Below are 15,593 nucleotides of genomic sequence, written 5' to 3'. Positions count from 1 at the left end.
CTGTGCGCGATTTGTACCCCAGCTGGGGTACAAATCGCGCACAGGCGGCGGAGCCGCCCTACAGCGTCAACTGCATGAATGTCATGTCCAGCCAACGCCCGAACTTCATCCCGACCTCGGGCATCACGGCGACCGTCCGGAATCCGAACCGCTCGTGCAGTGCGATCGAGGTGGTGTTGCTGGACTCGATGCTCGCCACCATCACGTGCACGCTGCCCGCCTTGGCCCGCTCGATCAGCTCGGCCATCAGCTGGGACGCGATGCCCTTGCGGTGGTGATCGACGTGCACGTACACGGAGTTCTCCACCGTGTACCGGTAGCCGGTCTTGGCCCGCCACACGCCGTAGGACGCGTAACCCGCCACCCGGCCGTCGGATTCCGCGACGAGCACCGGATAGCCGGCCCTGCGGCGGGCCTCGAGCCACTCGCGGCGGTCCTCGACGTCCACCGTCTCCTCGTCCCAGATGGCGGTGGTGTTGAGGACCGCCTCGTTGTGGATCTCGAGGATGCCGGGCAGATCGTGGTGGTCGGCGTCGCGGATCAACAGGCTCACCGCCTCATCGTGCCGCACCGGGACGGTCCGCCGCATCGGGACCGTCGGCTCAGCCGTCGATGCCGCGGCGGGTCTTCTCCAGCGCGGCCAGCATGCGCAGGATCGAGGCCTTCTGGTTGCCGAGATCGGTGAGCCGGGCGCGGGCGGCCAGGCCCTGACCGGCCTCCGCGACGGTGATCTGCTCGTCGACCGACGCGAGCTGGTCCAGCAGGCCGGTGACGCGCGCCTCGAGGGTCGCCATGTCGACGGTGGTGGTCGGTGCCGACGCGGCCGGGGTCGAGGCCGAGGATGCGGCCTTCGGGGCGGCCGTGCGGCGGGGTGCGGGCGCGGTCTCCGCGACGACCGCGGCGGCGCGCGGCCGCAGGGCCTTGCGGACCAGGGCCGGGTCCGGCGGGGTCTCGAGCTTGATCTGGTTCAGCACGGCGCGGGCGTCGCGGGCGGTGACGCGCCACTCCCGCTCTTCCTCGTCGTCGGACTGCAGCGTGCCGCCGAGCGGGCGCAGACCGTACATCCCGAGGAAGCGCCGGGCGCCCTCGATGATCTCCTCGTTCTCGCGGCAGGTTCCGCAGCGCGGCTCGTTGCGGTACATGTCAACCGACTCCGCGTCTCCGCACCAGACGCAGGCTCCTGGGACCCATCGCCTGGCCGTCCGCATCGTCGTTGTTCCGGACTGGCCATCGAGTGTCTGCGCGTCAATCACGACGCATGACAATAGGGCAGAGCGAAGTGGCCCTCGACACCGGCTGGCAACCAACCTGCGGTTCTGCATTCCGGCGTGATCAATCTCATGTTCATGTCCCGGCGCGGCGCGCCGCGACCCGGTCAAACGCTTGCCGCGCAAGAGGTTCCGGCACCCGTCGGGACGTCGAACGGAGCCGGTCGACGGGTCGCGGGTCAACGCTGCGGCGGGGGCGGAGGCGCGTCGCCGGGGGCGAGCTGGGCGCCTATCTTCCGGAAGATCGATTCGGCCTCGTTCTTGTACAGGCCGGCGTCGTCGAAGGCCTCCTGGTCGTAGGTGACGGCGACGGCGATCGCGACCTTCTTCGACGGCAGGTAGGCCTCCGCGGCCGCGTAGCCGGAGAACAACGGGTTCTGCATCAGCCAGTCGCCGGTGATGATGATCCCGAGCCCGTAGGTGTAGCCCTCCGACATCGTGGTGCATGTGGGGCACCCGGGCAGGGTCGTCGTCTTGCCGCGCAGGTCGGTCGACACCATCTTCTTGTACGACTCCGCGGACAGGAGCTTGCCGGTGCCGATCGCGACCGCGGTGTCGTGCATGTCGGAGATGTCGGTGGTCTGGACGGCCCCGCGGGTGATGGTCCAGGACGGGTTCCAGTAGGTGGATTCCTCGTAGAACGGGGCGCCTGCCGGGATCTGGAGGGCCTCGCGACGCTCGGAACTGAAGGCGTGCAGGGCGGGTTCGGTGATGGCGGCGGTGCCGGGGTCGGTGGTGTTGGTCAGCCCGAGCGGGCCGAGCACCCTCTCCTGCATGAGGTCCGTCATCCGCTTGCCGGTGATCTTCTCCAGCGCCAGCCCGAGGATGACGTAGTTGGTGTGCGCGTAGTTCCAGTTGGTCCCTGGCTCGTAGAGCAGCGGCTTGGCGGTCGAGGAGGCGATGAGTTCCTCTGGGGTCCACCTGCGGAAGGGGTCGGCGTAGATGGCCGCGTCGAACTCGGTGGCGCCCAGGACGTAGTCGGGATAGCCCGAGGTCATCTGGGCCAGCTGACCGAGCGTCACGAGGTCACTGTGGGGGATGTAGGGCAGCCAGGTCGACACCTTGTCGTCGAGGCTCACCTTCCCCTCGTCGACGAGCTGGAGCAGCAGGGTGGAGACGTAGGAGATCGCCACCGCGCCGTTGCGGAAGTGCATGTCGGTGGTGGCGGGCACTCCCGTCATCGACTCCCCGACGGCCTCGGTGAGGATCTCCCTGCCGTCGACGGTGGCGCGCACGATCACCGACTTCAGGTGGCCCTCGGCCATGGCCTCGCGGACGATCGTCTTGACGGCATCGGTCTGCGCCGGATCGGCGGGTGACGGGGGTGGCGACGCGGTGTCCGTCGAGGTGCACGCGGCCACGAGGCCGACCAGGCTCACGAGCACGAGAACGCGCCGAATCATCGCCATAGTTGATCATCGCAGATCGGGCGGGCCGACCTGGTGGTTTCTAGGCCGGGGCCCCGATCACATCGGTGGCCCATTCGACCAGGGGCCGCAACGATTCCCACGCCTTGCGGACCTCGGTCGCGGTGCGCCTGGTGTCGAGCCACTTCGGGGAGGGGTACAGGCGACTGGCCGTCAGCGACTTGTGACGAAGCAGCTCGATCCGCGGATGCTCGACGGTGTAGCCGCGCGGCGTCGTCTTGAGCCGGTCGCCGCCGATCTCGAACTTCGCGGCCTCGAGGTCCCGGGTGATCGTCTCGAGCTGGCCGCCGCGGAGGTCGGTGTCGACCGCGGCACGGAAGCGTGCGACCCGATCAGGGTCGGCCTGATAGAAGCCGCCCGCCACGAAGAGCCCGCGGGCGTCGAGCTGCACGTAATAGCCGAGGGCCGGCCCCACCGCACAGAAGCCGCCCTGATGCGTCTTGTACGGCGACTTGTCCTTGGAGAACCGGACATCGCGGTACGGGCGGAACAGCTTGGCCTGCCCGAAATCGGACTCCAGCTCGGCGAGCAACGCGGCCATCGGCGCGTGCACGCTCTCGTCGTAGACGGCCTTGTGCGCCGTCCACCAACTCTTGCTGTTGTCCGCCTCGAGGTCCTCGTAGAAGTCCAGGGCGGCGACGGGGAACCCGGAGAACGCGGTCATGTGAAAAGGCTAGCGCCTGTGCGCGGTTGACGGGTCCAGGGACTCGTCAACCGCGCACAGGCGCGAAGCGCCTAGGCGCTGCCGTTGAAGAGGGAGGTCACCGAGCCGTTCTCGAAGACCTCCTTGATGGTGCGCGCGAGCAGCGGCGCGATCGAGAGCACGGTCAGCGTCGGGAAACGCTTCTCCTCGGGGATCGGCAGCGTGTTGGTCGCGATGACCTCCTTGGCGCCGCAGGCCGCGAGCCGCTCGGCGGCCGGGTGCGAGAAGATCCCGTGCGTGGTGGCGATGATGACGTCGCCGGCACCGGCGTCCTTGAGCACCTTGACGGCGCCGGCGATGGTGCCGCCGGTGTCGATCATGTCGTCGATCAGCACGCAGGTGCGGCCGTTGACGTCACCGACGACGCGGTTGGACTTGACCTGGTTCGGGACCAGCGGGTCGCGGGTCTTGTGCACGAACGCCAGCGGCGCGCCGTCGAGGGCGTCCGCCCACTTCTCGGCGACCTTGACGCGGCCGGCGTCAGGGGAGACGACGCAGATGTTGTCGGTGCCGTAGTTCTCCCGCACGTACTCGGCGAGCTGGCCCTGCGCGTGCATGTGGTCGACGGGGCCGTCGAAGAAGCCCTGGATCTGATCGGTGTGCAGGTCGACCGTGATGATCCGGTCGGCGCCCGCGGTCTTGAGCAGGTCCGCGATCAGGCGGGCCGAGATGGGCTCGCGGCCGCGGTGCTTCTTGTCCTGGCGGGCGTACGGGTAGAACGGCAGCACCGCGGTGATGCGCTTGGCGGACCCGCGCTTGAGCGCGTCGATCATGATCAGCTGCTCCATGACCCACTGGTTCAGCGGGGCCGGGTGGCTCTGCAGCACGAATGCATCGGATCCACGCACCGACTCCTCGAACCGGACGAAGATCTCGCCGTTGGCGAAGTCGCGGGCGGTCTGCGGGGTGACCTGGATGTCCAGCTCTTTCGCGACCTGCTCGGCCAACTCGGGATGGGCGCGACCAGAGAAGAGCATCAGGTTCTTCTGGTTGTCGATCCAATTCGCGCTAGTCACTGATCTTCGCCATCCTTGTTCGTGTTTTCGGCTTGTTGCTGCTGTGCCCGCGCCGCCGCTTCGGCGGCCGCGGTGCCGGGTCGGTTCCGCTCGACCCAACCTTCGATGTTGCGCTGCTTACCCCCGGACACGGCGAGCGCGCCGGGCGGAACGTCGAACCGCAGCACCGTACCCGCACCGGTGTACGCACCGTCGCCCACCTGCACCGGGGCGACGAACATCGTGTCGGACCCGGTGCGGACGTGCGACCCCACCACCGTACGGCTCTTGCTGACGCCGTCGTAGTTGACGAACACGCTCGACGCCCCGATGTTGCTGTGCTCACCGACGGTGGCATCGCCGACATAGGTCAGGTGCGGCACCTTCGAGTGCGCCCCGATGTCGGAGTTCTTCACCTCGACGAAGGCGCCCAGCTTGCCGGCCTCGCCGAGCACGGTGCCGGGGCGCAGGTAGGTGTACGGCCCGACGGTGGCGCCCGCGCCGATCGTCGAGCGGTCGGCATGGGTGCGGATCACGGTGGCGCCCTCGCCGACGGTGACGTCGCTGAGGGTCGAGTCCGGGCCGATGACGGCGTCCTCGCCCACGGTGGTGCGGCCGCGCAGCTGCACGCCGGGCTCGATGGTCACGTCGGGCCCGAGCTCCACGTCGACGTCGATCCACGTGCTCGACGGGTCGATGACGGTGACCCCGGCGCGCATGTGTCGTTCCAGGATCCGACTGTTCATCTCCGCGGCCACTTTCGAGAGCTGGACGCGGTCGTTGACACCGGTCACCTTGGCCTCATCGGCGAGCTGCGCGGCGTACACATGATGACCGTCTTCGCGGGCGATCTTCAGGACGTCGGTGAGATAGAGCTCCTGCTGCGCGTTATCCGTTCCGAGCTTGCCGAGCGCGTCGCGAAGGACCTGGGCGTCGAACGCGTAGACGCCCGAGTTGACCTCGGTGATCGCGATCTGCTCGGGAGTGGCATCCACGTGTTCGACGATCTCGACCACTTCGCCTGCCGCGTTGCGGACGATGCGCCCGTACCCGTTGGGATCGGCGGGGACGAAGGTCAGGACCGTCACTGCGGCGGGGGTGGGCGCCGTTCGGTGCTCGTCGATCAGGCCGTGCAGGGTGTGGCTGTCGAGTAGTGGTACATCAGCCGCGGTGACGAGCACGATCCCCTCGAAGTCGTCGGGGAGCGCCTGAAGGCCGCACTCGACAGCATGCCCGGTTCCGTTCTGCTGCTCCTGGACCGGCGCGAAGATCTTGCGACCGAGTTCGGTCGCGACCTCTGCGATCGCGCTGCCGACGGCCTCGCGCTCGTGCCCGACCACGGCGACCAGGTGCGTCGGGTCGAGTTCGGCTGCCGCGTGCAAGGAATGCGCGAGCATCGTCCGACCCGACAGCGTGTGCAGCACCTTGGGGGTCTTGGACCGCATCCGGGTCCCCGCACCCGCTGCGAGGACGACCACGGCGGTCTCGGCTGGCATGACGCTCCCTCGAACTCGAACCGGTTTGTACAGCTACTGGGTCACCCAGTAGATCGCGCTCCGCCGCCAGGACTCGAACCTGAACTATCTGAACCAAAATCAGAGGTGCTGCCATTACACTACGGCGGATTGCCGCACCTGCGGAAACGCGTCAGAAACTGGAGGCTCGACCCAGCCCCGCCTGTGCGCCCACGATCCTCGCATGCTGGCGCGGATTTGGTCGAACCGCCTCGACTGAATCGATTCGCGTGCCGGATAGGCTGGCGGCATGTCCCGACCCCCGCAGGCCCCCGGCGAACGACCTCCGCGGACGCGGATGACCGGCACCCAGCGTCGAGAGCAGCTGATCGAGATCGCCCGCACCCTGTTCGCCGAGCGCGGGTACGAGGCCACCTCCATCGAGGAGATCTCCGCCCGCGCGAGCGTCTCCAAGCCCGTGGTCTACGAGCACTTCGGCGGCAAGGAGGGTCTCTACGCCGTGGTCGTGGACCGCGAGATGTCGACCCTGCTCAACATGATCACCGCCTCGCTCTCGCAGAATCGGTCCCGCGTCCGGGTCGAGCGGGTGGCGCTGGCACTGCTCACCTACGTCGAGGAGCGCACCGACGGCTTCCGCATCCTGGTGCGCGACTCCTCGGTGACGGCAGCCGACGGCACCTATTCGTCCCTGCTCAACGATGCGGTCAGTCAGGTCGGCCACATCCTGGCCTCGGACTTCTCCAAGCGCGGCTTCGACCCGGAGCTCGCCCCGCTCTACGCACAGGCGTTGGTCGGGATGGTGTCGATGACCGCGCAGTGGTGGCTCGACGAACGCACCCCGTCCAAGGAGGTGGTGGCCGCGCACGTGGTGAACCTGTGCTGGAACGGCCTGACCAACCTGGAGGCCGATCCAAAACTCGGCGGCCAGTAGCGGCGGCAGGGGCCGCGCCGCCGTGGCCGGCCCATCGGAAAACGTCGGTGGCCGCGCCTAGACTCTTCTGTGGTCGTCCCCAGCGGCGGCTTCACCCGTTCGGCGAGCCCAGGAGCATCGACGTTGTCTTCCCGTTCTTCGAATCCGGTGGCCGTCGACTCCGCTGCGTTTCCCCTCGCCGGAGTGTTCTCGGTGGCCCTCGCCGACCCGGCCTTCGGCGGCGTGCGCGAGGCCGTCGGCTCGGCTTCGCTCGACATCGTCGCGCCCACCCCGGCCCGGCCGTTCATCGCCTCGGCCATCGCGGGGGAGACGCAGCTGCTGCTCGTCACCGCGACCGGCCGCGAGGCCGACGACCTGACCGGTGAGCTGCGCGAGGTGCTCGGTGACGCGGTCGCGCAGTTCCCGTCCTGGGAGACGCTGCCGCACGAGCGGCTCTCGCCCGGCGCGGACACGGTCGGGCGCAGGCTCGAGGTGCTGCGCAGACTGGCCCGCCCGGACGACGCGGACTACGGCCCGCCGCTGCGGGTCATCGTCACCACCGTCCGCTCGCTGGTGCAGCCGATGGCCCCCGGGCTCGGCGAGATCGAGCCGATCACGCTGCGGGTCGGCTCCGAACACGACTTCGACGCGCTGACGCACCGACTCGTCGAACTGGCCTACGAGCGCGTCGACATGGTCGGCAAGCGCGGCGAGTTCGCGGTCCGCGGCGGCATCCTCGACATCTTCTCGCCGACCGCCGACCACCCGGTGCGGGTGGAGTTCTGGGGCGACGAGGTCACCGAGCTGCGCGCGTTCTCGGTGGCCGATCAGCGGTCGCTGCCCGAGCTGGATATCGCCACCCTGATCGCGCCGCCCTGCCGCGAGCTGCTGCTCACCGCGGCGGTGCGCGATCGCGCGGCGGCACTCGCCGCCGACAACCAGGCCGATGCGGCACTGGTGGAGATGCTCGACAAGCTGTCCGCAGGCATCCCGGTCGAGGGCATGGAGGCGCTGCTGCCCGTGCTGCAGAACGGCGAGTTGGCGCTGCTCACCGACGCGCTGCCCGCGAACACGCACGTACTGCTCTGCGACCCGGAGAAGATCCGCACCCGCGCGACCGATCTGGTGCGTACCGGCCAGGAGTTCCTCGAGGCCTCCTGGACGGCGGCCTCGCTGGGCGGGGCGGCGCCGCTGGACGCGTCCACGATCGACACCTCGAGCGTCGGCGGCAAGGGCCTCGACCTCGCGGCCTCCGCGTACCGGTCGCTGCGCCAGGTCCGCGAGAGCGTCGAGGCGTCCGGCCGGCCCTGGTGGACGGTCAGCCCGCTCGCCTCGGGCAGCGGCGAGGAACTGACCCTCGAACTGCGGTCGGTGCCGGAGGTCCGCGGTTCCGACGAGCTGCTGGCCGAACTGTTCGTGACGCTGCGGGCGCACGTGAGCGCGGGCGGTCGGGCCGCGATCGTGGTGGCCGGCTCCGGCACCGCGCACCGGGTGCTGGAACGCCTCGCCGAGGCGGAGGTCCCTGCGACCGAGCTGGCGCCGGGCGCGGCGCCAGGGCAAGGCGTGGTCGGGGTGCTCTGCGGCAGCCTGCACGACGGACTGATGTTCCCTGGCGGCGAGGCCGCCGACGCCGGCCTGGTCCTGATAACCGAGTCCGACCTCACCGGCAATCGCGTCGCGGCGGTAGGGGACGGCAAGCGGCTGCCCGCCAAGCGGCGCAACCAGGTCGACCCGCTCGCGCTGACCGCGGGCGACATGGTGGTGCACGACCAGCACGGCATCGGCCGCTTCGTCGAGATGGTCGAGCGGACCGTGGGCGGCGCGCGCCGCGAGTACCTGGTGATCGAGTACGCGGCCAGCAAGCGGGGTCATCCCGGCGACCGGCTGTTCGTGCCGATGGAGTCCCTCGACCAGCTCTCCCGGTACGTCGGCGGCGAGCTGCCCGCGCTCTCGAAGCTCGGCGGCTCCGACTGGACCAACACCAAGCGCAAGGCCCGCAAGGCGGTTCGAGAGATCGCAGGCGAGCTGGTGCAGCTGTACGCCGCCCGGCAGGCCGCACCGGGCCACGCCTTCGGCCCGGACACCCCGTGGCAGAAGGAGATGGAGGACGCGTTCGCGTTCACCGAGACCCACGACCAGCTGACGGTCATCGACGAGGTCAAGGCCGACATGGAGAAGCCGGTCCCGATGGACCGCGTGGTGATCGGCGATGTCGGCTACGGCAAGACCGAGGTCGCGGTCCGGGCGGCCTTCAAGGCCGTCCAGGACGGCAAGCAGGTGGCGGTGCTGGTACCGACCACCCTTCTCGCGCAACAGCATCTGCAGACCTTCACCGAGCGGATGGCCTCCTTCCCTGTCAAGGTCCGGGGGCTGTCCCGCTTCACCGATGCGGGGGAGTCGAAGGAGATCATCGCCGGCATGGCGGACGGCGAGGTCGACGTCGTCGTCGGCACCCACCGGCTGTTGCAGACCGCGGTCCGCTGGAAGGACCTCGGGCTGGTGATCGTCGACGAGGAACAGCGCTTCGGTGTCGAGCACAAGGAACACATCAAGGCGCTGCGCACCCACGTCGACGTGCTCACCATGTCCGCCACCCCGATTCCGCGAACCCTCGAGATGAGCATGGCGGGCATCCGCGAGATGTCGACCATCCTCACCCCGCCGGAGGAGCGGCACCCGGTGCTCACCTATGTCGGCGCGTACGCCGACAAGCAGGTGGCCGCCGCGATCCGGCGCGAGCTGCTGCGCGACGGCCAGGTGTTCTACGTGCACAACCGGGTCAGCTCGATCGACAAGGCCGCCAAGCGACTTCGCGACCTGGTGCCCGAGGGACGGGTGGTGGTCGCGCACGGTCAGATGAACGAGGAGACCCTCGAGAAGACCGTGCAGGGCTTCTGGGAGCGCGAGTTCGACGTGCTGGTGTGCACCACGATCATCGAGACCGGGTTGGACATCTCCAATGCCAACACCCTGCTCGTGGAGCGGGCCGATTCGCTCGGTCTGTCCCAGCTGCACCAGCTGCGCGGGCGCGTCGGCCGCAGTCGTGAGCGCGGGTACGCGTACTTCCTGTACCCGCCGGAGAAGCCGCTCACCGAGACCGCCTACGACCGCCTCGCCACCATCTCGCAGAACTCCGATCTGGGCGCGGGCATGGCCGTCGCCATGAAGGACCTCGAGATCCGTGGCGCGGGAAATGTGTTGGGGGCGGAACAGTCCGGACACGTCGCCGGCGTCGGCTTCGACCTGTACGTGCGGCTGGTCGGCGAGGCCGTCGAGGCGTTCCGTGCGGTCGCCGACGGCAGGCCGGTCACCACCGATGAGGCACCGAAAGAGGTCCGCATCGACCTGCCGGTGGACGCGCACATCCCGCCCGACTACGTGACCAGCGACCGGCTCCGGCTCGAGGCGTACCGGAAGCTGGCCGCCGCCACCGACCCCGAGGCCATCGCCGCGGTGATCGAGGAGCTCGTCGACCGGTACGGCCCCGTGCCGGAGGAGGTGGGCCGGCTGGTCTCGGTCGCCAAGCTGCGCCTGCTCTGCCGCGAGTTCGGCCTCGAGGAGGTCTCGGTGGCGGGCACCCAGCTCAAGATCGCGCCGATGCACCTCCCGGACTCGAAGCAGCTGCGTCTCAAGCGCCTGTACCCGAGCGCGCAGTACCGCGCGACGACCGGGATGGTGCAGCTTCCGTTGCCGCGCACCGGTTCCGGCGGGGTCGGCGCCGACCGGGTGCGCGACGTCGCGCTGCTGCAGTACATCGCGGACTTCCTGCTCGCCCTCGACGGCCGCGCCGCGGGCGCGGTCGACGTCAGCCTGCCCGCGAGGGTGTGAGACGGTGACGAGCGAGCCCGGACGTCCCGAGCCACGGCCGGGCGACAGTGTGGTCGAGGCCATCGACGTGATGGACAAGCTGTGGGGCTACGGCGGCTGGGAGGTCACCCAGACCCACCACTCGCTGACGGTCTACCTCGTCGAGGAGACCTACGAGCTGCTCGACGCGATCGCCGCGAGCGATCCGGCCGAGATCCGTGAGGAACTCGGGGATCTGTTGCTGCAGGTGCTCTTTCAGTCCCGGATCGCGCAGGCCGCCGGGCATTTCGACGTCGACGACGTGGCGGCCACCCTGGTCGCCAAGCTGGCGCACCGCAGCCCGCACCTGGCCGAGGACGCCGTCGGCCCGATCGACATCGCCGAGCAGGAGGCGGCGTGGGAGCGTCGCAAGACCGCGGAGAAGTCGCGCGCCTCGTGCATCGACGGCATCGCCACCAGCCTGCCCGCACTGGCGTTGGCGGAGAAGGTGATCGGCCGGGCCCGCAAGGCCGGGTTGCCCGCCGAGCTGGTGCCCGAGGACCTCACGACGGTACGGATCGGGGAGAACGGCAACGCGGAGGTGACCCTGAGGCGGGCGGTGCTGGCGTTCGCGGACCGGATCCGGGCCGCCGAGCGCGCCGCCGCTGCGGCCGGGATCAGTCCCGGCGCACTCGCCCCCGAGGACTGGAAGGCGCACTGGGCCTAGCGGATCCGGGCCGCCGTCATCAGTGCCCCGGCTCGGCCACCGGTTCCGCCGGGGACGCCTGTCCCTCGAACAGCGTCGAACCCCAGTACCCGCCGTCGTCCTGGACGCCGGGCGGCACGGCGAACACCGCGGACCCGACGTGCTTGATGTACTCGTTGAGCGCGTCGTTGCGCGAGAGCGACAACTGCATCGGCACGAACTGCTTCTGGGGATCGCGGCAGTAGGCGATGAAGAACAGTCCGGCATCGAGATGTCCGAAGCCGTCTGACCCATCGGTGAAGTTGTAGCCGCGGCGCAGGATCTTGATGCCGCCGAGCTCCTCGTCGGAGGCGAGCCGAACGTGCGCGTCGGTGTCGATGACGGGCTGCCCGCCCGCGCCCTTCGCATCGAGGTTCAGCGGATCGAACTCGTTCTTCTCTCCGAGCGGTGCGCCGGTGCCCTTGCTGCGCCCGATCACCCGCTCCTGTTCGTGGAGCGCGGTGCGGTCCCACGATTCGATCAGCATCCGGATGCGCCGGGCCACCAGGTACGAGCCGCCCGCCATCCACTCCTGGTCGTCGGCCCCGGCCACCCAGACCTGTTCGTCCACGGCGCCCTGGTCCTCGGCCTTGATGTTGCGCGTTCCGTCCTTGAACCCGAACAGGTTCCGCGGCGTCGACTGGGTCGTCGAGGTCGAGGAGGTCCGGCCGAACCCGAGCTGCGACCACTTCACCGCGACGGTGCCGAAGCCGACCCTGGCGAGGTTGCGGATGGCGTGCACGGCCACCTGCGGGTCGTCCGCGCAGGCCTGGATGCAGATGTCCCCGCCGCTGCGGGCCGGTTCGAGGGAGTCGCCGGTGAACTTGGGCAACTCGGCCAGCGCTGTCGGCCGCTTGCCCGCCAGGCCGAACCGCTCGAACAGCGATGGTCCGAACCCGATGGTCAGCGTCAGCCGGCTCGCGTGCAGGTCGAGTGCCTCGCCGGTGTCGGTCGGCGGGGAGTAGTCGCCCGCGCCGATCGCGCCGTCGGGCACGGCCTCCTCGCCCGCCGTCATCCGCTCCGCCATCTCGGTCCACCTCTTCAGCAGGGCGACCAGCTCGTCCCGGGAGTCGGTGGTGACGTCGAACGCGACGAAGTGCATGCGGTCCTGCGCCGGGGTGACGATCCCGGCCTGGTGGGCGCCGCGGAAGGCGACCACCTGGGTGTCCACCGATGCGGGCTCCGGGGCGGTCAGGCGACCGACCGCTGCGCCAGCGCCCACCGCGAGCGCCCCGGCGCCAACGGCGCCGAAGAGCCGCCGCCGCGAGAGCCCGGGACGGCGGGCGCCGTCACTGTCCGGCGACGACACCCTGCACCTGGCTCACCTCGGCGGACAGCGCGTCGATCTTCTGCGAGAGTGCCTGCCGCTGCGGCTCGGTCACCGTGCTGTACAGCACGAATCCGTCGCCGCTGCGGTAGAGGGCCAGCTCCGCGTCGAGCTCGGCGAAGCGCTGATCGATCCGGGTGCCCAGCGCGGGGTCCTTCTCGTCGACGATCGGGCGGAGCGTCGCGATCGCGGCCTGGGAGCCGTCGACATTGGCCTGGAAGTCCCACAGGTCGGTGCCGCTGAAGATGTCCTCCTCGCCGGTGATCTTGGTGCGGGAGACCTCGTCGAGCAGCGTCTGGGCGCCGCCGGCGACCTGGATCGGGTCGACGGTGAAGTCGGGGGAGTTGATGCCGTCGGACAGTTCCTGGAGGTCGGCGAGGAGCTGGTCGGCGATGGCGTTCGTGTCCGGCTGCAGGCCCTGCGCCCACAGGTCCTTCTCGAGCCGGTGGAAGCCGGTCCACTTCTGGCCGGGCTCGAGGTCGACCTCGCGCAGGTCCAGTCGCGGGTCGAGGTCGTCGGGGAACGCCTCGGCAATCGGCTCGATGCGCTCGTAGTAGGTGCGGGTCGTCGGGAACTTCGCCTTGGCGGCCTCGATGTCGCCGGACTTGACCGCGGCGACGAACGCCGCCGCCGTCTCCTGGAGGGCGGTGACCTGGCTCGTGACGTAGCGCTTGTACTCGGCCGCGGCGTCGGCCAGCTGGCCGCTCTCGTCGGCGGCCTTGGAGGAGTCGCCGGTCACCGTGAACTCGGAGCGGATGCCGTCGCCGACCATGCCCGGCTTGCAGGCGGTGTGGTACGTGCCGGCCTCGGAGAAGTTCACGATCAGGGTGCGGATCAGGCCCGGACCGACGTTCTCGACCTCGCCCATGACGCGGTCGCCCTCGCCGTAGACGTAGAACTCGGTGACCTTCGAACCGTTGTTGGTGATCTCGAAGGTGTTGTTGCCGGTCTCCCCGGTGTCGCGCGCGACCTCGCAGCTGGTGTCCGTCGCGGTGACCGCGATCGCGCCCTCGGCGCTCTCGGACTTGGAGGTGCAGGCGGCCAGCGCCACCGGCGCGAGGGCCAGCAGTGCAATGGTGGGAACGGTGCGACGCACGGTGGAGCCTTTCAGGATGCGGTGATGTGTGAAGATTCGGGGAGCGGAGCCTGCGAGGGCTTGGCTGGTACCGGGCGCAGGAACAGGGTGAGCACGACGACCAGATACACCGCCCAGGCGACCACCTGGAGGACTGTCGGGTCCGGCCGGAAGTTGAAGATGCCCTGCAGGACGGTGCCGTACCAGGTCGAGGTGTCGAAGTGTGCCGACACATCGAACGCCAGGTTCGATCCGCCCGGGAGCCAGCCGGCGATCTGCAGGGCGCGGACGCCGTACGCCAGGATCCCGGCCGCGACGACGACCAGGAACACCCCGGTATAGCGGAAGAAGGCGGTGAAGTTGATCCGGACCGCGCCGAAGTACAGGGCGACGGTCAGGGCCGCGGCGATGGCGATCCCCAGGAGCAGTCCGACGAGCGGCCAGATGCTGCCCGCGGTGTTCTCCGCGTAGCCGACCAGCAGCAGCGCGGTCTCCACCCCCTCGCGGCCGACGGCGAAGAAGGCCATCGACGCGACCGCGAACGGTCCGACCGCGAGCGCCTTGGACAGCCCCGCGCGCAGGTGCCCGGAGATCGAGGCGGCGGCCTTGCGCATCCACAGGATCATCGCGGTCACGATGACCACGGCGACCAGGGACGCGAGTCCACTGATGAGCTCGGCCGCCATGCCGGTCACGGTCGAGGTACCGAAATGGATGGCGACGAAGATGATCGCGACCATGGCGACGGCCGCGGCGACGCCGAGCCACACCCATTTGAGGGCGTCGCGCCGGTCGGACTTGACCAGAAACGCGACCAGGATCATCACGACGATGCCGGTCTCGAGCCCCTCGCGGAGCCCGATGAGCCCGCTGCCGAACAGCTGCGTCGCAACGCTCGGCGCGCTCGCGCCCGCGGCGAGTATGAGCACGGGGGCTCCTTATCTGTGCACGTCCGCAGCCCGGACATAGGCAAGGCGAACCTTCTCTTGAACCGAACTAAGGTAGCACTTACCAGATGTGCGCCCCGGTCGAGGCGGCGGCCCGTCCGAATTGCCCGGATTGCCGCCCGTCCGTGATTCACGTGGATCATGGACGCGGTGACCACACGACGTCGACGACTGCTCGGGTGCGTTGTCGGGACCGTGCTCGGCGCCGCGATCCTCGCCGGATGTGCGGGTGAGCCGAAGATCGCCATCCCGCAGGGCATTCCGCCGGGCCCCGGTGCGCCCGTGCCCCCGATCGACATCGACGCGCCCGGTCGGACCGCCGATCAGTTGCGGGACTGGGCCGCCGACCAGACCGATGCCCTCGGCATCTCGGTCACCGCGCTCGAGGCCTACGGCTACGCGGCCGCGGTGATGGCGCAGAGCCGGCCCGAGTGTGGCATCGGCTGGACGACGCTGGCGGGTATCGCGAGCGTCGAGAGCAGGCACGGCACCTATCGCGGTTCATCCGTCGCGCCGACCGGCGACGTCAGCCCGCAGATCCGGGGGATACCGCTGGACGGGGGACCGGGCGTCGCCGAGATCCCGGACACCGACGGCGGCGCGATGGACGGCGACCCCGTGCACGACCGCGCGATGGGCCCGCTGCAGTTCATCCCGGAGACATGGAAGCGGTGGGGCGTCGACGCCAACGGCGACGGGGTGGCGAATCCGGACAACATCGACGACGCGGCGCTGACGGCGGCGCGGTATCTCTGCGCCAGGGGCGGCGACCTGACCTCCGAGGAGGGCTGGCGCCGGTCGCTGATGGCATACAACCTGTCCGGCGAGTACCTGGCCGACGTTCGCGACCGCGCGGCCGCGTATTCGGTGGGGACCCGGCCGTGACCGCGCGGCGCGACGACACGGCCGGTTGCTGCCGTTAGGCTCAGACCTGG

At 69.7% G+C, this 15,593-nt stretch carries 13 protein-coding genes and 1 tRNA gene; 4 read left to right on the top strand and 10 right to left on the bottom strand.

The window, feature by feature from the left end; translation table 11 throughout:
* Positions 1 to 58: 58 nt before the first annotated feature.
* The 7 genes from JOE46_RS11835 to JOE46_RS11805 form a co-directional block, all read right to left on the bottom strand.
* A complete protein-coding gene (locus JOE46_RS11835) occupies positions 59 to 547 on the bottom strand; it encodes an N-acetyltransferase family protein (protein WP_280923596.1) in 489 nt (162 codons plus the stop codon).
* Between the two features lie 55 nt (positions 548 to 602).
* Complete coding sequence (locus tag JOE46_RS11830) at positions 603 to 1,253, bottom strand: hypothetical protein (protein ID WP_077042586.1); 651 nt, start codon at positions 1,251 to 1,253, stop codon at positions 603 to 605.
* Between the two features lie 194 nt (positions 1,254 to 1,447).
* A complete protein-coding gene (locus JOE46_RS11825) occupies positions 1,448 to 2,677 on the bottom strand; it encodes a serine hydrolase (RefSeq protein ID WP_209927281.1) in 1,230 nt (409 codons plus the stop codon).
* A 40-nt stretch (positions 2,678 to 2,717) separates the two neighbouring features.
* Positions 2,718 to 3,359 carry a DUF2461 domain-containing protein gene (locus JOE46_RS11820; RefSeq protein WP_097212305.1) on the bottom strand — a complete coding sequence of 214 codons (642 nt, stop codon included), beginning with the start codon at positions 3,357 to 3,359 and terminating at the stop codon, positions 2,718 to 2,720.
* Between the two features lie 71 nt (positions 3,360 to 3,430).
* Positions 3,431 to 4,414: a ribose-phosphate diphosphokinase gene (locus JOE46_RS11815; RefSeq protein ID WP_077042583.1), complete on the bottom strand. Its 984-nt coding sequence runs from the start codon at positions 4,412 to 4,414 to the stop codon at positions 3,431 to 3,433.
* A complete protein-coding gene (gene glmU, locus JOE46_RS11810; RefSeq protein ID WP_097212306.1) occupies positions 4,411 to 5,889 on the bottom strand; it encodes a bifunctional UDP-N-acetylglucosamine diphosphorylase/glucosamine-1-phosphate N-acetyltransferase GlmU in 1,479 nt (492 codons plus the stop codon). The genes JOE46_RS11815 and glmU overlap by 4 nt, the downstream gene beginning before the upstream one ends.
* Positions 5,890 to 5,947: 58 nt before the next feature.
* Positions 5,948 to 6,018 (bottom strand) — tRNA-Gln (locus JOE46_RS11805).
* A gap of 139 nt (positions 6,019 to 6,157) precedes the next feature.
* Between JOE46_RS11805 and JOE46_RS11800 the strand changes: the two genes are divergently transcribed.
* The 3 genes from JOE46_RS11800 (at position 6,158) to JOE46_RS11790 (ending at position 11,291) form a co-directional block, all read left to right on the top strand.
* Positions 6,158 to 6,799 carry a TetR/AcrR family transcriptional regulator gene (locus JOE46_RS11800; protein WP_209927280.1) on the top strand — a complete coding sequence of 214 codons (642 nt, stop codon included), beginning with the start codon at positions 6,158 to 6,160 and terminating at the stop codon, positions 6,797 to 6,799.
* 147 nt (positions 6,800 to 6,946) lie between these two features.
* A complete protein-coding gene (mfd, locus tag JOE46_RS11795; protein WP_209929081.1) occupies positions 6,947 to 10,606 on the top strand; it encodes a transcription-repair coupling factor in 3,660 nt (1,219 codons plus the stop codon).
* A 70-nt stretch (positions 10,607 to 10,676) separates the two neighbouring features.
* On the top strand, positions 10,677 to 11,291 hold the full coding sequence (locus JOE46_RS11790; protein ID WP_209929080.1) for a MazG family protein: 615 nt from the start codon (positions 10,677 to 10,679) through the stop codon (positions 11,289 to 11,291).
* Between the two features lie 19 nt (positions 11,292 to 11,310).
* On the opposite strand, the gene efeB is transcribed toward JOE46_RS11790, so the two are convergent.
* The 3 genes from efeB to efeU are packed head-to-tail and all read right to left on the bottom strand — an operon-like array spanning position 11,311 to position 14,640.
* Positions 11,311 to 12,618 carry an iron uptake transporter deferrochelatase/peroxidase subunit gene (gene efeB, locus JOE46_RS11785; RefSeq protein ID WP_209927278.1) on the bottom strand — a complete coding sequence of 436 codons (1,308 nt, stop codon included), beginning with the start codon at positions 12,616 to 12,618 and terminating at the stop codon, positions 11,311 to 11,313.
* Positions 12,599 to 13,747, bottom strand: coding sequence for an iron uptake system protein EfeO (efeO, locus tag JOE46_RS26440; protein ID WP_245221671.1), 1,149 nt, complete (start codon positions 13,745 to 13,747; stop codon positions 12,599 to 12,601). The genes efeB and efeO overlap by 20 nt, the downstream gene beginning before the upstream one ends.
* The gene (gene efeU / locus JOE46_RS26435) at positions 13,744 to 14,640 is read right to left on the bottom strand and encodes an iron uptake transporter permease EfeU (RefSeq protein ID WP_257017516.1); all 897 of its coding nucleotides are present in this window, start codon (positions 14,638 to 14,640) and stop codon (positions 13,744 to 13,746) included. The genes efeO and efeU overlap by 4 nt, the downstream gene beginning before the upstream one ends.
* Positions 14,641 to 14,853: 213 nt before the next feature.
* Between efeU and JOE46_RS11775 the strand changes: the two genes are divergently transcribed.
* Positions 14,854 to 15,543, top strand: coding sequence for a lytic transglycosylase domain-containing protein (locus JOE46_RS11775; RefSeq protein WP_374102917.1), 690 nt, complete (start codon positions 14,854 to 14,856; stop codon positions 15,541 to 15,543).
* The last annotated feature ends 50 nt before the right edge of the window (positions 15,544 to 15,593 follow it).

Source organism: Rhodococcus sp. PvR099 (genome assembly GCF_017833315.1).
Taxonomy (GTDB): Bacteria; Actinomycetota; Actinomycetes; order Mycobacteriales; family Mycobacteriaceae; genus Rhodococcus_G; species Rhodococcus_G oryzae.
The sequence above is the reverse complement of the archived record's forward strand: the minus strand, read 5'-3'. Positions and strand labels throughout refer to the sequence as shown.